A 21,926-nucleotide genomic window follows, 5' to 3' on the forward strand; every position below is an offset into this window, starting at 1 on the left:
TACGGGGCCGTGAGTGCATCGCCTTCCACCGAAGCCGGCCAGACACCAGTTCGGTAAACGGCCGCCGCACGCTCCAAAGTGGAAGGGTCGGTGACCCGACGGGCCTTGCCCTCGATGCCGCGCAAGCGCGGCTTGGACTCCAGCGTCGCCACGATCACCTGTTCACCCCGGCGCCGGCCACGGTGCGTGACGGCCTCCCGCTGAGTGCAGCTGTTGACCTCAACGGCTGTTCAACTTCTAGCGTCTACGACAAGCGGGTCAGTCGCCTGCGGCCCACAAGACAGGGGAAGTTCATGACGACGATCGCCGCACCCCGCGCGGGCCGGAAAGAGTGGATCGGGCTGGCTGTGCTGGCCATGCCCACGCTGCTCATCGCGATGGACATGACCGTTCTGCACCTGGCGGTTCCTTCGCTGACCGCGGACTTGCGGCCGAGCACCGCGCAACTGCTGTGGATCATGGACATCTACGGGTTCCTGGTCGCAGGCCTGCTCATCACCATGGGAACGCTCGGTGACCGGATCGGGCGGCGCAAGCTGCTGTTGACCGGTGCCGCCGCCTTCGGCGTCGCCTCGGTGCTCGCGGCGTTCTCCACCAGCGCCGAGATGCTGATCGTGACCCGGGCGCTGCTCGGCGTCGCGGGTGCGACGCTGATGCCCTCCACGCTGTCCCTGATCCGCAACATGTTCCATGACCCGGCCCAGCGCACTGTCGCCATCAGCGTCTGGATGACCTGCTTCGCGGTCGGCGGCGCCCTCGGCCCGCTGCTCGGCGGATTCCTGCTCAACTACTTCTGGTGGGGCTCGGCGTTCCTGATCGGCGTCCCCGTCATGGTGGTCCTACTCGTGCTCGGCCCTGTGCTGCTGCCCGAGCACCGTGACGAGCCCGAGCACCGTGACGAGAAGGCGGGCAAGCTGGATCTGGGCAGCGCCGTGCTGTCCCTGGTCGCTGTGCTGTCCGTGGTCTACGGCCTCAAGCTGATCGCCGAGGATGGCTTCGGGCTGCTGCCGGTCGCCTTCATGGTGCTGGGTCTGGCCGTCGGGGTCGCCTTCGTCCACCGGCAGCGGACGCTCGCCGACCCGCTGCTCGACCTCACGCTGTTCCGTGAGCGCACCTTCAGCGCCTCGGTGGCTCTGCTCACTGTCGGCATCCTGGTGATGGCCGGTTCACAGATCTTCACACTGCAGTACCTCCAGCTCGTGCACGGACTCTCCCCGCTGGTCGCCGGCCTCTGGTCGCTGCCCAACGCGGCCGGTCTGATGGCCGGCGCCATGACGGCCCCGGCCCTCGCCGCGAAGATCCGCCCCGGTTTCGTCATCGCGGGCGGCCTGGTCGTCGCGGCCATCGGACTGGGAATGCTCACGCTGGTCAGCGCGACAGCGGGTCTGGGCATCCTGGTGACGGCGTCCGCCATCATGGGTGCGGGTCTGGGGCCGATGGCGGCTCTCAGCACCGACCTGATCGTCGGGGCGGCTCCGCCCGAGCGTGCCGGTGCGGCCTCGGCCATCTCCGAGACGGGCACCGAGCTGGGCGCCGGTCTGGGCATCGCAGTCCTCGGCAGCATCGGCTTCGGTGTCTACCGCAGCCAGATCGCGGACACCATGCCGGCAGGCGTCGACTCCGAGGCGGCGCACGAGTCGCTCGGTGGCGCGGTGGCGGTGGCCCAAGATCTCTCCGGGAAGGCCGGTGACGAACTGCTCACCGTCGCCCGTGAGGCGTTCACCCACGGGCTGCATGTCACGGCCCTCGTCGGCGCCGGCGTCGCGCTCGTCCTGGCACTGCTGGCAACGGTGCTGCTGCGCGGAGTCAAGCCGGGCGTCAGCGGTCACGACGAGGCCACGGAGGGCACCCCGCAGGCCGGAATCCCGGACGGCGCGGCCACGACGCAGACCGCGGCGAACGCCGAAGCGGTGAAGACAGAGACCGCGGTCGGAAGCATCTGAACCACCCGGACCGGATGACGGCCCGACCGCACGGACCGGAGCACGGAGAGTGCGGTGGTCCGCTTCCGGCACCCTCGGCCGGACCGACCGGCGTCGCGGGAAACACCCACCGCGTCGTCGCCGCAGGGCACCGGCACAAGATGTTGCGGAGCAGGAGATTGCTGACGCTCCCGGGATAACAAAGATACATGCGTTTCGCATATAGTTGCTGACATGGAGTCGAGCCTTGAAGCAGCAATCAACGAGTGGCACGCGAGTGTGAATGACGGGGATCTGCAGCGGTCGGCAAGGGCGGTGGGTGATCCGATGGTCGTCTTGGGGCCGAAGGGGGCTGGGTCGATCACGCCTGAGCAGTTCGCGGAGTGGGTCGAGCGTTCCGGGATCAAGCTGACCCCGCGGTCATGGCACCCGATCAGCGAGCGACTCATGGTGGTCGAGGAGGACGCCACCTGGCCTGAGAGCAAGACACCGACGCGGGTGGCGACGGTTTTCCGTGCTTCCGGTGGCAAGGTGACCGCTTCGCTGCGGTTGCCCGACCTCAAGTCGGCACTCGAACTGGCCTACATCTGCCGTGAAATGGCGGCATCCGAGTGACCAGCCAAGGGCCGGGCCAGGTCTTGTTCGGCTTCGTCCGGCACTGGTCACGCCGATCGGCGACTGGTGATCCGGGATCGGCCGAGCAAGGGCGACTCGTGCTTGTCAGCGAGGCAGTCCACTGCCTCACTGAGCGCGGGATCTCCGCAACCGTCAACGCGGTCGCGCACGAGATCGGGATCGACCAGAGCGGAGCCTCACGCCTGATCAAGAGCGCCACCTCGGCCGGCTACCTGGTCATGGAGGCTTCCGCGGCTGATGGCCGACGACGCGAAGCGTCACTCACACCCGCGGGCCGATCAATGCTGAACCAGGCTCATCGCTGGCAGGAGGAGGTCTTCGGCCAGCTGGCCGCAGGTTGGAGTGAGCAGCGGCGCCGCGAATTCCAGCAGGCCATGACCGATCTAGTGGACCGGTCTTATACGACGGAAACATGACCCACGTGATCGAGACCTGGCGTGGCTGTGGCAATGGCCGCGTGTAATTAGCGGGCGCTGCGGACTGGCGGTCGTTGCGGCCTCAGCGGCTCACGGCGGTCTCCCGCTCCACACGCGACAGCTTTTCGGGATTGCGGACGTGGTAGGCGCCGGTGATGTAGCCGTTCTCGACCCGCACGGCCAGCACGCCGTCGATCTCCCCGTTGACTCGGACGAGCAGCCCAGGGCCACCATTGATCTGTGCCACCTCGACCGATCGTTGGGCGTCGCGTTTCCACCAGCCGACGGCCAGCAAGCGAGCCACGTTGCCGGCCCCCACGACGGGCCGAAGCAGGGCATGTTTGATACCGCCGCCGTCGCTGAGGGCGACGACGTCCGGCGCCAGGATGTCGAGCAGGCTCTGCAGGTCGCCGTTTTCAACCGCGCGTTGGAAGGCACCGAGTGCGGCGCGGGTCTCGGCCGGGGAGACGACGCCGCGTGGCCGGCGCGCGGCGACGTGCGCCCGTGCCCGGTAGGCGATCTGGCGTGTCGCCGCTGAGGTCTTGTCGACGGCGTCAGCGATCTCGTCGTAGTCCAGGTCGAACACCTCGCGCAGCACGAACACCGCCCGCTCGATCGGCGCGAGCGTCTCCAGCACCAGCAGCATCGCCATCGACATGCTGTCGGCCAGTTCGACGTCCTCGGCCACGTCGGGCGTGGTCAGCAACGGTTCGGGCAGCCACGGCCCGACGTAGGACTCCTTACGCCGATCGAGCGCACGCAGCCGGTCCAGCGCCTGCCGGGTGACGATCCGCACCAGGTAGGCGCGCTTCTCCCGGACGGTGGCCAGATCGACGCCCACCCATCGCAGCCAGGTCTCCTGCAGGACGTCCTCCGCGTCGGCGGCCGAGCCGAGCATCTCGTAGGCGACGGTGAACAGCAGATTGCGATGGGCAACGAACACCTCGGTCGCCGAATCCATGAAGTCCACGCGGTCGCCACGATCGAGCGGCTCGGCGGTATCCGTCGTCCGGTCGCTGCGCTGACTCATGCCTGACTCCTTCCTGTTCAACCTTCGTCCTGCCACACGCACTAGACGTCGCTGCCCACCGCTTCGTAACAGCCACCAGCGATGACCCACGTCATACACCCACGCTGTTACGGAGCTCGGTCGCCGACGTCTTGTGATCGTCAGAACGCCGCACGAACGCTCCGCGCGGCACGCAACACCACGAGTGAGGACGAAGTCATGGCAACCACGAAAGCGCAGGCCCCGACGGCCGATTCGCGCCGCTGGGCCGCGCTGTTCTTCATAGGGTTGGCCCAGCTCATGATCGTTCTGGATGGGACGGTCGTGAACATAGCGCTGCCGTCGCTCCAGCGGGATCTGGGGATCTCCGACGGCGACCGGCAGTGGATCATCACCGCGTACACGCTGGCGTTCGGCAGCCTGCTGCTGCTCGGCGGCCGGATCGCCGACTACACCGGCCGCAAGCGGACCTTCCTGATCGGACTGCTCGGCTTCGCCGGCGCGTCGGCGCTCGGCGGCGCGGCGGACAACTTCGAGATGCTACTGAGCGCCCGTGCCCTGCAGGGCGGGTTCGCCGCGCTGCTCGGGCCGTCCGCGCTGTCGCTGCTCACCGTGACGTTCACTCAGCCCAAGGAGCGCGCCAAGGCGTTCGGGATCTGGGGCGCCATCACCGCCGTGGGTGGCGCGATCGGGCTGCTGGCCGGCGGGGCGCTGACCGACTACCTGGACTGGCGCTGGTGCCTGTACGTCAGCGTCCCGATCGCCCTGATCGCGATGGTCGGCGGGAACGCGATGCTGGCCGAGTCGCGGAGCGGGGGCAGGGCCCAGTTCGACATCCCGGGCGTGCTGCTGGTGACCGGCGGGCTGGTCGCGATCGTGTACGGCACGAGCCAGGCGGAGTCCGACGGCTGGGGCTCGGCGAAGGTCATCGGTCTGCTGGCCGGGGGCGCGGTACTGCTCGCCGCGTTCGCCTTCGTCGAGAGCCGGGTGTCGCAGCCAATGCTGCCGCCCCGCCTGATCGCCAACCGAACCCGCGGCGGCGCCTATCTGAGCGTGGGACTGGCCATGGTCGGAATGTTCGGGGCGTTCCTCTTCATGACCTACTACCTGCAGGTCGTCAAGGAATACTCGCCGATCAGGACGGGCGTGGCCTTCCTCCCGATGACCGTGGCGGTCCTGATGTCGGCCGGCGGGCTCGCCACCCGACTGCTGCCCAAGGTCCCGCCGCGGATGCTGATCGTGCCAGGCATGCTGCTCATCGCCTCCGGCATGCTGTGGCTGCGCACCATGGAGATCGACACCGCCTACGTCGAGGGCGTGCTGGTCTCGGGACTCCTACTCGGCTTCGGGGCGGGCATGATCATGCCGGTGGCCTTCAACTACGCCACCCACGGCGTCGACCAGCGCGACGCGGGCGTCGCCTCGGCCAGCGTCAACACCCCGCAGCAGATCAGCAGCTCGATCGGAACCGCGCTGCTCAACACCATCGCCACCAGCGCGACCGCGGACTACTTGGCCTCGCATGCCTCGCAGGGCAGGAGCCCGGCCTTCGCCAAGGAGGCGATGCTGGAAGGTTTCGTGACAGCCGGCACCTGGGCCGCGGGGATCCTCCTGGCCGGTGCGCTGATCGTCGCTGTCCTGATGAACACCCCGCGCCCCGAACACCAGGCCGTCACCGAGGACGCCGAGAGCGCGGGGGGCACCGAGCCGATGCTCGCTCACCCCTGATCCCTCCGGCGGAGGTCCACAGCGGCAGCGCTCAGCCGCGGTTCACGGATCTCGACCGGGTCGACCTCGCCTGACAGCCACCAACCGACGAGCCCCGCCGATCCCTCAGCGATCGACCGGGCTCGTCGGCTTGAACCCGGCCGCGCCGACGGGCGCCGGCCGGCCCGGGATACTTAGACAGACCGTCAAATGGGCGGCGACTGGGCAAGCCAGCGGTTCGGGGTAGCAAACAGGCACGGGCATTGTCGATCATTGGAGTTCTCTACGCTCTGTGACCGCCAAGGATGCCCGTGCCTGCCGTCCCATCATCGCTGCTGGAGCCCGTCTGGGTCGAGTTCGCCGCGCTGCTGCCTGAGCGCGGACAGTTTCATCCCGACCACCCGCTGGGCTGCCACCGTCGCCGTATCCCGGACCGGATCGTGGTCGAGCACCTGGTCAACGCCCTGGTGCACGGGTCGGGCTACGAACGCATCGCCAGTGCCACATGTTCGGACTCCACGATCCGCCGCCGGCTCAAACTATGGTCCGCCGCCGGTGTCGCCGAACAGGTCCACGCCCTGGCGCTGGCAGCCTACGACCAGATCATCGGCCTGCAGTTGACCGACGTGGCAGCTGATGGATGTATCACGAAGGCGCCGTGCGGCGGGGAGAAAGCCGGGCCGTCCCCGGTGGACCGGCGCAAAGGCGGCCTGAAACGGTCGGTGGCCACCGATGCCGCTGGCGTGCCGTTAGGCATCGTCTCTGCCGGGGCCAACCGTCACGACTCGCCGCTACTCGGGCCGACCCTGCATGCGGCTACCGCACAGGTCGGCCCGCACTGGCCCGAGCAGGTCACCGTGCATCTGGACGCCGGCTACGACTCCGGCGTGACCCGCTCCCTGCTCGACGGGCTCGGCCTGCACGGCGAGATCGCCCGCAAGGGCGTACCCGCACCGGTGCAGGTCGGCAAGCGGTGGGGCTGCGAGCGCACCCACTCCTGGATGAACGGCTACGGCAAGCTACGCCGCTGCACCGACCGCGACGGCAAGATCGTCGACTTCTTCCTCTACCTCGCCGCCGCGTTCGTCACTGTCCGCGCACTGATCCGCGAAGCCCGCACCCGCTACCGGTGGGACACCCGCCCCACCACCCGCCGCCTCAAGTGACGCCTATTGACGGCCTCTCTTAGACACCTGAGTATCCGTCATCAGGCTTCTGGCTCGAAGGTTCAATAGTGTGGCCGCGTGGTGACATTCCTGCGTCGGTGGACCCTACGCTCCGCGAGCTTCGCCCTGACCTGGCTCTACACGCTCTACCGGATCCATCCGGCGGTGTGGCGGCTCACGGCACGTCAGTACCGTCCGTACATGGGTCGCTTCGCCCGGCTGCACGCCTGGATGACCTGCCAGTTCGCCGCGATCGACGTGCCCGCGTACGGCGACTTCCTACGCCGCAACCATTGGCGGTTCCGGTGGTTCGACCTGTCGTCGTACCCGCAGACGGACAAGCGGTCGTACGTGCAGGCGTACCCGGAGGCGCAGCGTTGTTGGCACGGTGAGATCGAGATCGCCGGCAGCGTGGTCGATGAGTCGTCGGGCTCGTCCGGTCAGCCGTTCAACTGGATCCGCAGCCGCCGTGAGTTGCGCTCGGTCCACAAGAACCTGGCTGGCTACGCGACCATGGTGTTTCCGTCGAAGCGGCGGTTCGTCATCAACGCGTACTCGATGGGCGCCTGGGCCACCGGCACCAACACCGGCATCGCCATGTCCACGATCGCGATGGTGAAGAACACCGGGCCGGACCTGCAGAAGATCGTCGACACCCTGTTGTACTTCGGGCCCGGATTCGACTACATCGTCACCGCGTATCCGCCGTTCCTCAAGCACCTACGCGACAAGCTCGACGCCGAGGACTTCCCATGGGCCGAGTACCGCATCAGCGGTCTGGTCGGTGGTGAGGGGATGACCGAGGCGCTGCGCGACTACCTGCAGGAGCGCTTCGTCAAGGTGCGCTCCGGCTACGGAGCCAGCGACCTCACCATCGGCATCGCCGGGGAGAGCGACTTCAGTGTCTGGGTCCGTCGACGACTGCGTACCGACGCCGCACTGCGGACCGCACTGCTCGGCGCCGACGAGCACCGGCTGCCGATGGTCTTTCAGTACAACCCGCTTGAGACGTACCTGGAGACCACCCCGGACCATGAGGTGCTCTGCACGATCAACTCGACGGCGGTGCTCAATCCCCGGGTCCGCTACAACATTGGCGACGAGGGCCGGCTGATCTCGTACCCGGACGTCCTGGCCGCGATCGCCGACCCCGCGGCGAGGGCCGCCGCGGACCACGCCTGGCAGATCGACCGGATGCGGTTGCCACTGCTCTTTTTGTACGGCCGCAAGGACAGCACGATCTCGTACATGGGCGCCAACATCTACCCGCAGGACGTCGAATACGGCCTCTACACCGGCAATTCCCAGGCGCACCTGCTGCAGAGCTTCTGCCTGCAGTTGACCGAGCGGGCCGACCTGGAGAGCCGGCCGGTCGTCAACCTGCAACTTCGCGAGGGTCTGCCGCTCAGCCCCGATGAGCGGCGAACCCTCATCCACACCTGCCGCGCGGGGGTTTTGCGTCACCTCGCCGAGGTCAGCCGGGACTTCGCCGAGTCCCTCGCCGAGGACCCGTCCGCCGCCGATCTGCGGGTGGAGGTCCACGAGTACGGTACCGGCCCATTCGCCGACACCGCCTCCAAGATCAAGAATGTATACCTGGTGAAGGGCGTGACGGCGTGAGGACCACCGACTTCTCCGCCGCGCCTCCGGTGGGCCAGGCGACCGCCATGTTCGTCGGCGCCACCCGCTACCGCGGGCCGCGCTCGATTTTCACGCTCACCCGGACGTGGTTCAAGATGGTCCGGCAGATGAGACGGATGGACGGGTACCGGTGGCACACCGTGTATTACCAGTTCCCGTTCACGCTCGGCACCATCGCCTTCTTCAGCGACCGCGACGCGCTGCTGAAGTTCGCCCGCAGCCGCCACCACCGCGACCTCATGTGTTGGGTAACCGATCACGGCACGAAGAACGCGACCGGTGGCTACATCCGCCTGTACGGTGCCGAGCCCGAGGGTTACAGCAACGGCATCTGGCGCGCTGAGTCGGACGGCATGGCGCACGTACCGACCTTCACCCCTCTGTCCACCGAGACGTCCGGCCCGCCGGTGCACCGCGCATGAGACTGGTTCCCGTGCAGTCGCGGGCCGACCTGCGAGCGTTCGTCGACTTCCCGCTCCGGCTCCACCCGACAGACCGGTACGTACCCCTGCTGTCATCGGTCATCGCGACCCACCGCCGCACCGCCGAACTGTTCCTGGTCCGCGACCGCAACGGCGTCGTCGTGGGGCGCACCAGCATGCACCGCAGCGCGGCCTTCGACACCAAGGTAGGCCCACGGCAGCTGTTCGGGCACACCGAGTTCGTCGATGACGACGTCTTCGCCGCCATCATGGACGCCGTCGAGACCAGGACCAACGGCCGACCACTGTTCGGACCGGTGGCACTGCTGCCGAACCAGACCGGCGGGGTGATCACCTCCGGCTTCGCCGACCGCGGCTTCGTGGACTCCGCGTGGAACCCCGCCTACTACCCGGACATGTACGAACGGCACGGCTTCCACCGTCGCTTCGAGGCCGACACCTGGCTGGTCGACCTCAACGGCACGGCCACGGGTACTCCGCTTTCCGCCGGTGCTCCGCTCGCCGCCGACCATGACCACGGGTTCGCCTTCGACGACGCCCGGATCGCCTCCGAACAGCTCGTCATCCGGCACGGCTCCCGGTGGCACCTGCGCAGCCAACTGCCGATCCTGCGGCGGATGCTCAACGCGAGCTTCGCGCAACTCGGCTACTACACCGACATCTCCGCCGATCAGCTGGCGGAGCAGACCGACGGCCTCGCGTTCCTGCTCGACGAGGCGCTGCTTCTCTGGCTGGAGAAGGCCGGCCGACCCGTCGCATTCGTCGTCACCGTGCCGGACATCTCCGAGTACCTCATGAGCGTCGGTGGCCGGCTCGGCGTCATCAATCAGCTCCGCCTCCTCGCCACCAGCGGCCAGTACCGGAGCGACGCCGTCCTCATCATCAAGGGCACCATGCCCGACGAGCAGGGCAAGGGGTACCTGACGCTGCTGTCCAGGGAACCGCACCGCAACCTCGCCAGCAACGGGTACCGGACACTGCGCAGCACCTTCGTCGAGCGGACAAACGTCGCCTCGGCCGCTCAGTACCGGCGCGCCGGCGGGCGCCCACTGCACGGGTACACCTTCTACGAGAGAGGGGCGGCGGCATGAGCTGGGTCGAGCAGTTGCGGGCCAACGAGGCGATCTGCCGCCGGGCACCGAGCGCGCACAACACGCAGCCGTGGCGACCGGAGTACCACGCAGACAAGATCGTCATCGGCGTCGATCCCGCCCGCCGCCTGCCCGACTCCGACCCAACCGGGCGTGACCTGGCCCTCGGCATCGGCGCATTCGTCGAGACGTGCCTCATCGTCTCCGCCGAACTTGGCCTCACCATCACCGCGGCACCCGGTCCGCGACTGATCCCCGCAGCAAATCGGTACGCGACTCCGTTCACGATCGCCGACGTCGAGGCCCGCCGGGTCGCCCGTGGTCCATACGCGCCCGGGTACGTCGACGCCGCCGTCATCGCCGACCTCGGGCCCGGCATCGCGCACGTTCCGACCCGAGATCTCGCTCCGGATCTGGCGGTCGCCGACCGGTGGCTGTTCGGTACACCAGCCGTCGCGGTCGAGTTGCGTGACTGGCTGCGCCTCAGCCCACGCCATCCCCGATACCACCTCGACGGGCTCACCGACCGGGCGCTCACCCTGTCCCGGTACGAAGCGCGGGTCCTGTCCGCCGCACTTCGCGCGTACCCCGTCACCCGCCGACTGGGCCTTCCGGCGCTGCTGGCCGCCAGCGGCCGCGACCTGTTGCGCTACGACGGCAGCATCCTGGTTCTACTCGCCGACGGCGACGACCACATCGCCGCAGGCCGGCGTCTTCTGCGTACGTGGCTGACTCTCGCCCGGCACGGCCTGGCGGTCCATCCACTCAGCCAGCTCATCGACTGCCCGGCGACGGCCAGTCGGCTCGCCGAGCGGGTGGGCGGCGAACCGCTCGCGGTGTTTCGCCTCGGTCGACCCCTCGCCGAGCCGGTCCGCTCAGCCCGACGCTAGCGGGCCGTCCCCATCCGACCCCTGTGCTCGGCGATACGACGATTCAGCGGATGGACCACATCAGCTTGTAGCCGGTGGCACAGGATCGGCCCAGTTCCTGGGACACGGCTCGACTGAGGTCAACAGTCGTACTCAATCAGTTCCTCCACGGCCTGCCGAAGCCAGTCGTAGAAGCCGCCAACGTCGGCCTGGTGCTCCCAGCCGGGCGACGCGAAGTCGTGCACGATGACGACTCGCCCGCCTCGGTCGGTCTCCCAGCAGGCCACGTCATCGTTGTCGATGCGGCGCGCGAACGGCACAAGCACCCTGTTCGGATACCGTCCGCGAAGACCACGATGGCGATCGTAAAGAGCGTCACCATCCAGGATGAGCCACGGTTCGAGGTCCGTGAGTCCAAGCTCAACGACCCGGATGAACTCCTGGGGATAATCAAACCCTGGCGGGAGGTCGTCAATACCAAGCAGTAGCGCCATGTCAGCCCACCCATCCCGTCCATGGTGATCCGTTCGGCCACGCGTTTCGGTAGCGGGCCGTGGTCGCCGACCCTATTCAAGATCGCCTCACCCCTACTAGCGGCTCGGACAACTGGTGACGGCGTACCGGGCGGCCATCCTGCCCCATCACATGCGCTGCAGCCACCACGGGTCCCCGGGGCCCGCCCAGAGATCAGGCAGGGTTCGGCTCAGGAAGAGCTGATCGGCAGTGTCTACGAGACGATGGAGTTCGCGAGCCGCCCGCGATGCTGGTATCGAGCCAGCGACCTCTTCGGTGTGAAACAGGACGCCACACCGACTCTGACCTGCGAAGACTAGAAACTGCTGGTAGGGGTGGGTGCAGTTGGGTGTTGTTCTGAGCGCCGAAGAGGCCTCCAAGCCGAAGAGCCTGGTCACAGCGTTGCCCGTGGGATCGGCGTCCCAGATGACGGCACGGCCGGCGGGCCCTCGGCACGTCCCTCCTGCGGGGGAGCGCCTTCCCCTGTCGGCGGGGGCCACCCACGTCGGGGCGCCGGAAGGATCGGGTGCATGACGACATCGGCATCGATCGTTCGCAGGACCGGCCACGGGCTGACGTACGCAGTGCTCGGCTGGGCTGTGGCATACGGGGGTGTGCGTCTGGCGTGGACGATCGGCGAGGCTCCGGAGTTCGGGCAGTTCGGGTCGGACCTGCTCGGTTTCACCGGCTGGCGGTCGGTGGCGTTATGCGTTGCCGCGGGTGCTCTGGCGGTTGCGTTGGACCGGGTGGAGACCTGGCGGCCGGCGCTCGCAGGTGTCGCCTGGACGGTCGCTGGTGCACTGATCGCGGCAGCCGCGATCCTGCTGCCGGAGTTGGTGGGCCTCCTGCTGTTCACGGTCGGCCCGTACTTCGACCCGGTAGCGTTCGCCAGCCGGCTCGGTTGCGTCACCGGAGCGGTCCTGCTCAGTCTGGCCACCGCCCACTATCAGCGACGCACCCGGGGCGACTGTCCGGACTGCTGCCGGACAGTCCGACCGGGTCTGCGGCGCTCAACACCCGCGCGGTGGGCACGGTGGGCCGCGTACGCCGCGGTAGCCGGCCTCGTCACCCGCTTCGCGGCCCAGGTCGTGGTGGGATTCGACAGCCTCACGCAGGACGCCTCCGTGATCGGGTTGGAGATCGGCCTGTTGCTGGCTGGAGTGCTGTTGCCGCTGGCGCTGGTACACCGCTGGGGCGAGATCTGGCCGGGGTGGGTGCCGCTGCTCGCCGGCCGCACGATCCCTCGCCTGCTGTTACTGGTGCCCGGCTTCGGGCTCGGGGCGGGCATCGTCGCCTACTTCGGCATGGGGCTGGTGCAGTTGACGTCGGGATCGATCAGCCAGTTCTCCGACACGTTCCTCTGGGTGGCGATGTCGGCGTACTGCATCCTGGGACTCGGCCTCATCTCGGCGTCAAGCGACTACCACCTGCGCACCCGCGCCACGTGCAGGGCCTGCGGCCGGTGACAGGTTCTACTCGGGCCCCTACCGGGGGATTCCTCCGGGCCCGGTGTCTCCTCGGCCAACAACGAGATCGTCTACGGCTTCGTGCGCGACCCAGTCGGCGTCGAGTGACGCCGAGACGGGCCCTGATCGCCCGCAGCCAACAGGAAGATCAGGCGTCGAAGCCGGCACCCCGACCGAGCAGGCCCGCATCCGCGACGCCCGTCCCGCCGGATCCCCACCCACCCCGGCAACCCAGCCACTGCGCGTCGAACGACGCGTCAGGTGCCGCCGCACCCTCGTCATCGCCGGCCAGAAGATCCACGTCGGCATCGGCCACGCCGGCGTCGGTGCGGTCAGTGGTCTTCGGCGTAGTAGGAGTGCACGGCGGGTTGTCCGGTGTAGTTGGCACCAGCGCGATCGTCGGCGCCGAGGTAGCGGTACGGGAGGCGGACTTCACGGCGGCCGGTGCAGCTGATCCGGCGTCGACGAGAGTCGTAGGAGAACCCGGCGGCGCGGAGTCGGGCGGTGAGGCGCTGCCCAGCGGGTCGCCCGTCAGGAAGCCGGATGCTGGACAGGTCCAGGTCGGCCACGAGCCGGCCGAGGGGAGTCAGCCAGCCGGCGGCCCGGGTCAGGACGGCGAGCTTGTCTCCGACGTAGTGCAGTCCGTGCAGACAGGTGATCAAGTCGAACGTCCGCGTAGGTGTCCAGTTGGTGACGGAGGCGCAGATCAGCTCCAGGTTCAGCGGTGGTGCCGGTACGGGATCGAAGGCGTCGACCAGGTCGACCCCGACGAGGACCGTCCGCTCGGTCAGCCCTGCCAGGCGCAGCTCCCCGGCAGCCTGGATCAACGCCCGACCAGTGCCGCAGCACAGATCCAGCCAACCAGCGACTGCCGAAGGTTCGGCCCGGTCGGCGGCGGCGAGAACGTCGAGAGGGTTGAACCCCAACTCCCGGGTGTAGCTGTTGACCCCGGACAGCTGCCGCTCGCGGTTCATGGCGCAGTTGGCCACCACTGCCGACCGCTCCAAGGCGTCGTTGCCAAGCAGTTCGAAACCGGCGCGCTGGTCAACCACTGGAACATCATTCCAGAGACAGTTCCTCAGACTGAACCCCCGACCAGCGGCAGACTCTGATGCCGATAGAGCCCGACACTTCAGGTAGCAAGCGCTACCGGCAGTGCCAGAAACCCTCGGTGAACCCGGCGACGATGCGAGCGTCCGCGAGCATGACAGCTTGCGACCCTGGCCGAGCGTGCTGGGTCTTGATCTTGTGTCCGAAGCGACCCAAGCCCCCTATTGCTGTTCATCGATTCGTGGTAGAAATCTTTCGTGGTGCCCGTTCCGAGGCGAGGATTTCTTCAACGGAGGCAGCGTGAGAGTCATTGCCGGATGGCTAGCGGGTCTCACCGTTGCCGCAGGACTCGTGGCGCCGATCGACTCGATTGCTGTGGCCGCGACACCCGCACAAACATCGACTGCAGTGACGCCGCTGGCCACCGGCCCGCAACCCGGCACCTTTACCGGCCGGGGATTCGACACCTGCGCCGCCCCGTCACAGGCTGCGATGAACACGTGGCGGGCCAGCTCGCCCTACGGCGCGATCGGCATCTACATCAGCGGGGCCAGCCGCACCTGCTCCCAGCCCAACCTCACCGCGACCTGGGTGACCAACCAGACCAGTAACGGATGGCGGCTACTCCCCATCGAACTGGGGTATCAGGCACCGTGCGGCACCCGCACGCCGAAGATGTCCGCCGATCCCACCACCGCCCGGTCACAAGGCGTCTCCGCAGCGAACAGCGCCGCGAATGCCGCCCAGGCACTGGGCATCGGCAGTGCGAGCACCATCTACAACGACATCGAGCAGTACCCGTCGAACGCGTCGTGCCGGGCTGCGGTGCTGTCGTTCCTGTCCGGCTGGGTCGAGCAACTGCACGTACGCGGCTACCTCGCTGGCATGTACTCCAGCGGCTCGTCCGGCATCAAGGACGTCTGCGACGCGTACGGCAACCCGACCTACACGCGACTCGATCAGATCTGGATCGCCTGGTGGAACGGGGTGGCTGACACGGACGCCGGAAGTTACTGCGCCGATGCCTACTACGCAAACCAGCAGCGCGTGCACCAGTACGCCGGCGATGTCACCGAGACCTGGGGCGGCGTGACGATGAAAATCGACCGCAACTACCTCGACGTGCGGGTTACGCAGACCCCGCCGCAGCAGTGGACCACGACCATCGACAACAGCACCTCGGGCGGGTTCACGGCGAGCACCGCATGGGGCACGTCGGCCTACTCCGGCCAACGGTTCGGCACCGACTACCGATTCGCCAACCCGTTGTCCTCCAGCGACGTCGCCTGGTACCGGTCGACCATCCCAGCGACCGGAAACTATGAGATCTCGGTCTGGTACCCGGCCGACGCGGGCTACAACAACCTGACGCCTTACCTTGTGGAGACCACCACCGGGAGTAAGTCCGTGTCCGTCAATCAGCGAGCCAACGGCGGCCGATGGGTCTCGATCGGCGTGTTCACCCTGGCGGCGGGCACGGGCAACAAGGTCGGCGTGAGTCGCTGGACCAGTGGCACCGGATTCGTGGTCGCCGACGCGGTGCGGATCACCCGGGTCTGAACTCCCTCGCTGGCCGAGTGACACCTGGTCGAGCCGCGAACTCGAGTCCGGCCCGGTCCGCCACCACGCTCAGGCCGCGTCGTGCCGGATTCCTCGATGGCGCGGACCGCCGCTTGCACGATCAGTTGACGCCGACGGGCGCGCTCATTCGGGGCGCCGTCGGCACGACGCACGGCGATGGTGTCGGGTCTCACCGCTGTCTCTCACCGGACCGATGTAGGGGGCCGGTACTCTTGATCAGGTACAGACTGTACCCATATGTCCACCATCCCGAGGGGTGACCATGCCCGATCACGCGTCTGGCCGCATCGACCTCGCCCGCCTGCAGGAAGTGCTCGACGGACCGTGGGCCGAGGTTCGCAACGCGCACCGGGATCACCTCGACGAGCGCTTCCTCCCGGTGTACGGCGAGACCGGTGACCAGGCACGTGAGCGGATCAGCCGGCTGCTCACCGAACTTCCTGTCGAGCTGGGCATCGCGTCGGGCTTCCCCACCGAGTACGGCGGCAGATCCGACGTCGGCGGCTCGATCGTCGCCACCGAGATGCTGGCGCAGGTCGACCTGTCGCTGATGGTCAAGGCGGGCGTGCAGTGGGGCCTGTTCGGCGGCGCGGTCGCGGCCCTCGGCACGCAGCGGCACCACGACGCGTACCTACGGGACATCATCTCGGGCAAGATCTTCGGCTGCTTCGCGATGACCGAGACCGGCCACGGCTCCGACGTCCAGCAGCTTCGCACCACCTGCACGTACGACCCGCAGACGCAGACCTTCGATCTGCACACCCCGCACGAGGCGGCCCGGAAGGACTACATCGGCAACGCGGCCCGGGACGGGCGGATGGCGGTGGTCTTCGCGCAGCTGATCACCAACGGGCGACGGCACGGCGTACACGCGTGGCTGGTCCCGATCCGCGACGCGCAGGGCAACCCGCTGCCCGGCGTGACCATCGGTGACGCCGGGCCCAAGGCCGGCCTGCTCGGCGTTGACAACGGGCGGCTCAGCTTCGACCACGTACGAGTGCCGCAGGACATGTTGCTGGACCGGCACGGTCAGGTCGCGGAGGACGGGACGTACTCCAGCCCGATTGAGAACGACTCCCGGCGCTTCTTCACCATGCTCGGCACCCTGGTCCGCGGCCGGGTGAGCGTGGGCGGCGCCGCGTCGGCGGCCACCAAATCGGCGCTGACCATCGCGGTGCGCTACGGCGACATCCGCCGCCAGTTCGGCACGCCCGACGCCGACCGGGAGGTGCTGCTCAACGACTACCTGGCCCACCAACGCAAGCTGCTGCCCGCCCTGGCCACCACGTACGCGCTGAACTTCGCCCAGGCCGAGCTGGTCGCCGCGCTCAGTGAGGTGCAGGGCGGCGACGGGCCGGTCGACGAGCACCGGCAAAGGGAGCTGGAGTCCCGGGCCGCCGGTCTCAAGGCCGCGCAGACCTGGCACGCGACACGCACCATCCAAATGTGCCGCGAGGCGTGCGGCGGCGCCGGCTACCTGGCCGAGAACCGGCTACCCAGTCTCAAGGCCGACACCGATGTCTTCACCACGTTCGAGGGCGACAACACGGTGCTGCTGCAGCTGGTTGCCAAGGGGCTGCTCACCGGCCACCGGGACGAGTTCGGCTCGTTGGACGGCTGGGGGCGCGCCTCCTTCGTCGCCGAACAGGTCCGCGAGATGGTGCTCGAGCGCACCGCCGCGCGGTCGCTCATCGAGCGGCTGATCAGCGCCGTGCCCGGCCGTGACGAGGAAGTCGCCGTCACCGACCGCGGCTGGCAGCTCAAGGTTTTCGAGGACCGCGAAAGGCACCTCCTCGACGGCGCGGTCCGCCGCCTCCGCAACGGCGCGGCCACGAAGAAGGACCATCCCTTCGACATCTTCAACGACGTTCAGGACCACGTCCTCGCCGTTGCCACCGCGCACATCGACCGAGTCACCCTGGAGGCGTTCGTCGCCGGTATCGAAGACACCACGGACCCGGCGGTCCAGGCGCTGCTCTCCCGGATCTGTGACCTGTACGCGCTCAGCGTCATCGAGACCAACAAGGGATGGTTCCTGGAGCACGGCCGTCTCACGCCGGCCCGCGCCAAGGCGATCACCGCCGTGGTGAACGGTCTACTCAAAGAGCTGCGCCCGCACATGCGGACGCTCGTGGACGGTTTCGCCATCCCGGACACGTGGCTGCACTGCGCCGTCCTGCGCGAGGAACCCCGCCGGCAGGAGACCATGGTCGCCCATGACGCCGCCGGTGATCCGCAGGCAGTCCCGGCGTAGGCAGAAGGTTCGTCCGGCGTGCCGGCCGGAAGTCCTCGTACTGGATGTGCTTGGGCTTTCAGCCGGTGCGGCGAAGGGGGTTGTTGGCAGTTCCCGATTCTGTGATCAGGCATGCGAATATGTGGGTGTTAGTGTCGGTCTCGTGAAGCTTGCTGAGTGGGCGCGCCGCAATGGGGTGCACCCACAGACCGCGTACCGATGGTTCCGCGAGGGAACCATGCCGGTGCCGGCTCGGCGTCTTCCGTCGGGAACGATCATGGTGGACGTTGTCAGTGTCGACACCCAGGGCCAGGTGGTTGTCTACGCCCGGGTGTCGTCGGTCGATCAGCGAGCCGACCTTGACCGGCAGGTCGCCCGGGTGGCCGCCTGGGTCACCGGGCAGAACATGGTCGTCTCCAGCGTGGTGACCGAGGTCGGCTCCGGCTTGAACGGCCGAGGTAAGAAGTTCCTCGGGCTGCTGCGCGACCCGTCCGTGACGACGATCGTGGTCGAGCACCGGGACCGGTTCGCCCGGTTCGGCGCTGAGTACGTTGAGGCGGCGCTGGCCGACCAGGGCCGCCGGCTGCTGGTCGCCGACCCGGCCGAGGTGGACGACGACCTGGTGCGGGACGTGACGGAGATCCTGACCAGCCTGTGCGGCCGGCTGTACGGCCGCCGGGCCGCGGCGAACCGGGCCAGCCGCGCGGTGGCCGCGGCCACCGCCAAGGACGAGTCGTGAAGCGGTACGAGCCGCCGGCCGGCTGGACCGTGCAGGCATACCGGTTCGCCCTGGACCCGAGTGACGTCCAGGTTCTCGGCCTGCGCCGCAACACCGGTGCGGCCCGGTTCGCCTACAACCACATGCTGCGTCGGGTCAGCGCGGTGAAGGCGCAGCGGGCTGCCGAGGCCAGCTACGGGGTGGCTGAGGCCGAAGCCGGGAGCATGGGGGCGCGTGCCAGGCGTCGCGACGGGGCGAGCGTTGCCTGTCGGGGCACTAGCGTGTGGCGAGCCGCTCCAGCAGGGCGGCGCTCCGTGCCAGCAACGCCCGCTCCTCATCCGTGAGTTCGGCCTCGATGGCCTGCGCGAGCCAACCGGCCCTGCGGCCGCGCTCCGCTTCGAGCGCGGCCCGGCCCGCGTCCGACAGCTCGACCAGCGACTTGCGTCCGTCCGTGGGGTGCGCCCGGCGCGTGATCAGGTTCTGTTCTATGAGCAGCCCCACCGTCCGGGCCATCGACTGGGGGCGTACGCGCTGATCGGCGGCGAGGTCGCTGGTAGTCATGGTGCCGTCGCGGTCGAGTGCACCGAGCACGGCGACCTGGCCCAGCGGGATGCGGTCCTCGTGTTTGACGCGTCGGGTGAGCTTGCCCATCGCGGTGCGCAGTTCGGCGGCGATGGCGGCGGCTTCCGAGGTGGGCATAGGGCACCTTACACCATTGGTCAGCAAAGCTGTGCACCTAACCTGCACAGCAACACTGAGCAGCATTGCTGTAGGTTTGCCGATGTCGGGCTCAGCGCCAGCGTTGTCGCAGCCGGGGCCACGGCACGACAACGGGAAGGACCTCCCATGTCCGCAAAGGCAGTCGGAACCGTCAACGCCGCCATCGAGACCGTCACCGCCCGCCGGATCATCGACAGTCGGGGCAACCCCACGGTCGAGGTCGACGTCGTCCTAACGAACGGGTCCCTGGGGCGCGCGGCTGTCCCCTCCGGCGCCTCCACCGGCGCCCGGGAGGCCGTGGAACTTCGCGACGGGGACTCCGCGCGCTGGCACGGCAAGGGCGTCGACCGCGCGGTGGCCCACGTCAACGGGGAGATCGCGGCGTCCGTGCGCGGGCGGGACGCGGCGGACCAGGCGGGTCTCGACGCCGTGCTGGTCGCCCTCGACGGCACCGCCACGAAGTCTCGGCTCGGCGCCAACGCGATCCTCGGCGTCTCCCTCGCCGCCGCCAAGGCCGCCGCGGCGGCCCACCGCCAGCCCCTCTACCGCTACCTCGGCGGCGTCGACGCCCACCTCCTGCCGCTGCCGATGATGAACATCGTCAACGGCGGCGCCCACGCCGACAATCCGCTGGATTTCCAGGAGTTCATGATCGCGCCCGTGGGCGCGGACACCTTCGCCGAAGCCGTCCGCATGGGCAGCGAGGTCTTCCACACCCTGCGCCACGATCTGCTGGCCGCCGGACACTCCACGGGCGTCGGCGACGAGGGTGGCTTCGCGCCCGCGCTGCGTACCGCTGAGGAAGCGCTCGACTTCGTGATGACCGCCATCGAGCGCACCGGCTACCGCCCCGGCACGGACATCGGCCTGGTCATGGACCCGGCGTCGTCGGAGTTCTTCCGCGACGGGGTGTACGACTACGCGGGCGAGGGGGTGCGCCGCACCCCCTTGGAGCACGCCGACTACCTCGCCAAGCTCATCGACGCCTACCCGGTCGTCTCCATCGAGGACCCGATGGCGGAGAACGACCTGGACGGCTGGCGCGAGCTGACCGCCCGTGTCGGCGACCGCTGTCAGCTCACCGGCGACGACGTGTTCTGCACCAACGAAACGCTGCTGCGCGAGGGCATCCGCACCGGCGTCGGCAACTCGGTCCTGGTCAAGGTCAATCAGATCGGGACCCTGACCGAGGCGCTGGCCGCGGTAACCACGGCCCACCAGGCGGGCTGGACGGCTGTCATGTCGCACCGCTCGGGCGAGACGGAGGACACCACCATCGCGGATCTGGCGGTGGCGACCGGCTGCGGTCAGATCAAGACCGGCTCGCTCTCCCGCTCCGACCGCACGGCGAAGTACAACCAACTGATCCGGATCGAAGAGGAGCTGGGCGACTTGGCGCGCTTCGCGGGCCGCTCCGCACTGCGTCGGGCGTGAACAGCAGGCAGAGGTAGAGACCACGCGGGCCCCCCGATCACGATCGGGGGGCCCGCTCGCGTGCTGGGGAGACAAATCTCCCTGGGCTGTTCAACCCCGTGTGACCTGCGCCTTCCCGGACCGGTCGGCACTGCCGGTCGAATGGAACCAGCCAGTGCCGGATCAGACATGCTGGTTGAACGCGGAGTCGAGGTCGATCACGTCATGGCCTACCGGTGGGTGCAGCGGCTCACTCCACTGCTGGCCGACGATGGGAGCGTCAGTCCACGTCGCGCCGAGCAGTAGCCATGTCCGAGATGGCGCTCGCCAGATCCTCTGGCAGCGAGGGTCGGATTTCGTCCGCTATCTCTTCGACCAGGCGCGCCATGTCGAGGATGGCAGAAAGTTCTCGGCCCTCGCTCAGGGCACTTCCAAGGCCGGCCAGCGGTGTGCCGAGTTCCCGGTCAACTCGGTCCGGCAGCCCATCGAAATAAACCATGTCCTCGGTGAGCACAAGATCGACCAAGGACTGAGCGGCCTCCCGAAACGCGTGGGCAGCGTGTGTGCGTTCCATGAGCCTACGAACCTCCAACAACTCGACCGCGTGGTTGGTGCACGTCTTAAGGCTGCCAACGGCGGTGCGATATCGCACCGGGAGTCAAGGTGTACGGCGCAGGAGAGCGATCCTTTGCAACCCTTCTTCGGACTGGCGGCGCTCGCCGCGGCCAGGGCTGTCGTTGGCCGAGGGGTCGACAGGCTAGTTTGCTCGGATGAGTCTCCTCGATGACGTCGCGAGGCGTGACAGTTGGCGATGCTGGGTGTGCGACGAGCCGGTCGACGCCGACATGTCGGTGAACGACCCGCGTGGTCCCAGCGTCGACAGCCGCACCGCCGACAAGAAGGCCAAGGTCGCCGAGCGACTCGCGCACCGTGCCTGCAACACTCGCAAGGGCGCGGTCAAGGTGGTCATCGCCTGGCCTGACCGTCTGCACGTGGTGGAGCCCGCGCCGCTGATCACCGTCGCCGAGCGACTCGAGCGCAAGGGTGGCCGCGAGCTGGTCGCCCGCTGTCCGAGCAAGAAGGACGCCCAGGAGGCGGCGGACTGGTTGGTCGACCGGTTCTCCCGGCTGGTGCCCGGACTGCCGGTGACCGCAAGCGTCGACGCAGGCGGCGGACAGTACCTCGTCGCCCTGGCCACCGGCCGCCGCTGACCGGTGGCCCTGGTCGGCGGACCGCCGCCGACCCAGGCCAGCCCGGACCCGAGCCACCACCAGCGCTGCTGCACCACCCACGACACCCCCCGCCGCTCACAGTGCCTTGACGGCAGCGAGC

General features: G+C 68.4%; 22 protein-coding genes. 16 read left to right on the forward strand and 6 right to left on the reverse strand.

From position 1 onward, the window contains the following. The first annotated feature begins 293 nt into the window (after positions 1 to 293). From OG470_RS31635 to OG470_RS31645, 3 genes are all read left to right on the forward strand, one after another. A complete protein-coding gene (locus OG470_RS31635) occupies positions 294 to 1,943 on the forward strand; it encodes an MFS transporter (RefSeq protein WP_328418228.1) in 1,650 nt (549 codons plus the stop codon). Positions 1,944 to 2,156: 213 nt separating this feature from the next. After that, the gene (locus OG470_RS31640; protein WP_328418229.1) at positions 2,157 to 2,537 is read left to right on the forward strand and encodes a hypothetical protein; all 381 of its coding nucleotides are present in this window, start codon (positions 2,157 to 2,159) and stop codon (positions 2,535 to 2,537) included. Positions 2,538 to 2,635: 98 nt separating this feature from the next. After that, entirely contained in the window at positions 2,636 to 2,974 is a 339-nt protein-coding gene (locus OG470_RS31645) for a MarR family winged helix-turn-helix transcriptional regulator (RefSeq protein ID WP_328418231.1), read from the forward strand. A gap of 82 nt (positions 2,975 to 3,056) precedes the next feature. Here OG470_RS31645 and OG470_RS31650 read toward each other — a convergent pair whose 3' ends face one another. After that, a complete protein-coding gene (locus OG470_RS31650; RefSeq protein WP_328418233.1) occupies positions 3,057 to 4,094 on the reverse strand; it encodes an RNA polymerase sigma-70 factor in 1,038 nt (345 codons plus the stop codon). A 108-nt stretch (positions 4,095 to 4,202) separates the two neighbouring features. Between OG470_RS31650 and OG470_RS31655 the strand changes: the two genes are divergently transcribed. From OG470_RS31655 to OG470_RS31680, 6 genes are all read left to right on the forward strand, one after another. Beyond that, complete coding sequence (locus tag OG470_RS31655; protein WP_328418235.1) at positions 4,203 to 5,711, forward strand: MFS transporter; 1,509 nt, start codon at positions 4,203 to 4,205, stop codon at positions 5,709 to 5,711. Positions 5,712 to 6,001: 290 nt separating this feature from the next. Continuing rightward, complete coding sequence (locus tag OG470_RS31660) at positions 6,002 to 6,856, forward strand: IS5 family transposase (RefSeq protein ID WP_328418237.1); 855 nt, start codon at positions 6,002 to 6,004, stop codon at positions 6,854 to 6,856. Positions 6,857 to 6,934: 78 nt separating this feature from the next. Next, positions 6,935 to 8,476: a phenylacetate--CoA ligase family protein gene (locus OG470_RS31665; protein WP_328418239.1), complete on the forward strand. Its 1,542-nt coding sequence runs from the start codon at positions 6,935 to 6,937 to the stop codon at positions 8,474 to 8,476. Then, positions 8,473 to 8,919: a DUF4188 domain-containing protein gene (locus OG470_RS31670; protein ID WP_328418241.1), complete on the forward strand. Its 447-nt coding sequence runs from the start codon at positions 8,473 to 8,475 to the stop codon at positions 8,917 to 8,919. Before OG470_RS31665 ends, OG470_RS31670 begins: the two co-directional genes overlap by 4 nt. Further along, positions 8,916 to 10,031 (forward strand): hypothetical protein, encoded by a 1,116-nt coding sequence (locus OG470_RS31675; protein ID WP_328418242.1) that lies wholly within the window; start codon positions 8,916 to 8,918, stop codon positions 10,029 to 10,031. Before OG470_RS31670 ends, OG470_RS31675 begins: the two co-directional genes overlap by 4 nt. Then, entirely contained in the window at positions 10,028 to 10,921 is an 894-nt protein-coding gene (locus OG470_RS31680) for a hypothetical protein (RefSeq protein WP_328418244.1), read from the forward strand. Before OG470_RS31675 ends, OG470_RS31680 begins: the two co-directional genes overlap by 4 nt. A 119-nt stretch (positions 10,922 to 11,040) precedes the next feature. Here OG470_RS31680 and OG470_RS31685 read toward each other — a convergent pair whose 3' ends face one another. After that, positions 11,041 to 11,394 carry a hypothetical protein gene (locus tag OG470_RS31685; RefSeq protein ID WP_328418246.1) on the reverse strand — a complete coding sequence of 118 codons (354 nt, stop codon included), beginning with the start codon at positions 11,392 to 11,394 and terminating at the stop codon, positions 11,041 to 11,043. 549 nt (positions 11,395 to 11,943) lie between these two features. Here OG470_RS31685 and OG470_RS31690 point away from each other — a divergent pair. Beyond that, a complete protein-coding gene (locus tag OG470_RS31690; RefSeq protein ID WP_328418247.1) occupies positions 11,944 to 12,879 on the forward strand; it encodes a hypothetical protein in 936 nt (311 codons plus the stop codon). A 148-nt stretch (positions 12,880 to 13,027) separates the two neighbouring features. Here OG470_RS31690 and OG470_RS31695 read toward each other — a convergent pair whose 3' ends face one another. Together OG470_RS31695 and OG470_RS31700 are read right to left on the reverse strand one after the other, a co-directional pair. Then, positions 13,028 to 13,195 (reverse strand): hypothetical protein, encoded by a 168-nt coding sequence (locus OG470_RS31695; RefSeq protein ID WP_328418249.1) that lies wholly within the window; start codon positions 13,193 to 13,195, stop codon positions 13,028 to 13,030. A 16-nt stretch (positions 13,196 to 13,211) separates the two neighbouring features. Then, entirely contained in the window at positions 13,212 to 13,931 is a 720-nt protein-coding gene (locus tag OG470_RS31700; RefSeq protein WP_328418251.1) for a class I SAM-dependent methyltransferase, read from the reverse strand. Between the two features lie 103 nt (positions 13,932 to 14,034). On the opposite strand from OG470_RS31700, the gene OG470_RS31705 reads away from it, so the two are divergent. The 4 genes from OG470_RS31705 (at position 14,035) to OG470_RS37405 (ending at position 18,805) form a co-directional block, all read left to right on the forward strand. After that, positions 14,035 to 15,489, forward strand: a complete 1,455-nt coding sequence (locus OG470_RS31705; RefSeq protein ID WP_328418253.1) for a glycoside hydrolase domain-containing protein — start codon at positions 14,035 to 14,037, stop codon at positions 15,487 to 15,489. A 283-nt stretch (positions 15,490 to 15,772) separates the two neighbouring features. Beyond that, complete coding sequence (locus tag OG470_RS31710) at positions 15,773 to 17,764, forward strand: acyl-CoA dehydrogenase family protein (RefSeq protein WP_328418254.1); 1,992 nt, start codon at positions 15,773 to 15,775, stop codon at positions 17,762 to 17,764. 142 nt (positions 17,765 to 17,906) lie between these two features. After that, positions 17,907 to 18,482, forward strand: coding sequence for an IS607 family transposase (locus OG470_RS31715; RefSeq protein ID WP_328418256.1), 576 nt, complete (start codon positions 17,907 to 17,909; stop codon positions 18,480 to 18,482). Between the two features lie 29 nt (positions 18,483 to 18,511). After that, positions 18,512 to 18,805: a helix-turn-helix domain-containing protein gene (locus OG470_RS37405; protein ID WP_442931222.1), complete on the forward strand. Its 294-nt coding sequence runs from the start codon at positions 18,512 to 18,514 to the stop codon at positions 18,803 to 18,805. Here the strand turns inward: OG470_RS37405 and OG470_RS31720 are convergent. Further along, positions 18,738 to 19,160, reverse strand: a complete 423-nt coding sequence (locus OG470_RS31720; RefSeq protein ID WP_328418258.1) for a MarR family winged helix-turn-helix transcriptional regulator — start codon at positions 19,158 to 19,160, stop codon at positions 18,738 to 18,740. The genes OG470_RS37405 and OG470_RS31720 overlap by 68 nt on opposite strands. A 147-nt stretch (positions 19,161 to 19,307) precedes the next feature. On the opposite strand from OG470_RS31720, the gene eno reads away from it, so the two are divergent. Further along, positions 19,308 to 20,615, forward strand: a complete 1,308-nt coding sequence (eno, locus tag OG470_RS31725) for a phosphopyruvate hydratase (protein WP_328418260.1) — start codon at positions 19,308 to 19,310, stop codon at positions 20,613 to 20,615. 259 nt (positions 20,616 to 20,874) lie between these two features. On the opposite strand, the gene OG470_RS31730 is transcribed toward eno, so the two are convergent. After that, on the reverse strand, positions 20,875 to 21,168 hold the full coding sequence (locus OG470_RS31730) for a hypothetical protein (RefSeq protein ID WP_328418262.1): 294 nt from the start codon (positions 21,166 to 21,168) through the stop codon (positions 20,875 to 20,877). Between the two features lie 196 nt (positions 21,169 to 21,364). Here OG470_RS31730 and OG470_RS31735 point away from each other — a divergent pair, with 196 nt between their 5' ends. Beyond that, the gene (locus OG470_RS31735; protein ID WP_250790935.1) at positions 21,365 to 21,805 is read left to right on the forward strand and encodes a hypothetical protein; all 441 of its coding nucleotides are present in this window, start codon (positions 21,365 to 21,367) and stop codon (positions 21,803 to 21,805) included. Positions 21,806 to 21,926: the final 121 nt, after the last annotated feature.

It is taken from the genome of Micromonospora sp. NBC_00389 (assembly GCF_036059255.1).
GTDB lineage: Bacteria > Actinomycetota > Actinomycetes > Mycobacteriales > Micromonosporaceae > Micromonospora.

Coding starts and splice junctions, on each gene's coding strand:
- OG470_RS31635 (WP_328418228.1), top strand. CDS start 294: ATGACGACGATCGCCGCACCCCGCGCGGGCCGGAAAGAGTGGATCGGG.
- OG470_RS31690 (WP_328418247.1), top strand. CDS start 11,944: ATGACGACATCGGCATCGATCGTTCGCAGGACCGGCCACGGGCTGACG.
- OG470_RS31720 (WP_328418258.1), bottom strand. CDS start 19,160: ATGCCCACCTCGGAAGCCGCCGCCATCGCCGCCGAACTGCGCACCGCG.
- OG470_RS31640 (WP_328418229.1), top strand. CDS start 2,157: ATGGAGTCGAGCCTTGAAGCAGCAATCAACGAGTGGCACGCGAGTGTG.
- eno (WP_328418260.1), top strand. CDS start 19,308: ATGTCCGCAAAGGCAGTCGGAACCGTCAACGCCGCCATCGAGACCGTC.
- OG470_RS31710 (WP_328418254.1), top strand. CDS start 15,773: ATGCCCGATCACGCGTCTGGCCGCATCGACCTCGCCCGCCTGCAGGAA.
- OG470_RS31685 (WP_328418246.1), bottom strand. CDS start 11,394: ATGGCGCTACTGCTTGGTATTGACGACCTCCCGCCAGGGTTTGATTAT.
- OG470_RS31655 (WP_328418235.1), top strand. CDS start 4,203: ATGGCAACCACGAAAGCGCAGGCCCCGACGGCCGATTCGCGCCGCTGG.
- OG470_RS31680 (WP_328418244.1), top strand. CDS start 10,028: ATGAGCTGGGTCGAGCAGTTGCGGGCCAACGAGGCGATCTGCCGCCGG.
- OG470_RS31730 (WP_328418262.1), bottom strand. CDS start 21,168: ATGGAACGCACACACGCTGCCCACGCGTTTCGGGAGGCCGCTCAGTCC.
- OG470_RS31675 (WP_328418242.1), top strand. CDS start 8,916: ATGAGACTGGTTCCCGTGCAGTCGCGGGCCGACCTGCGAGCGTTCGTC.
- OG470_RS31735 (WP_250790935.1), top strand. CDS start 21,365: ATGAGTCTCCTCGATGACGTCGCGAGGCGTGACAGTTGGCGATGCTGG.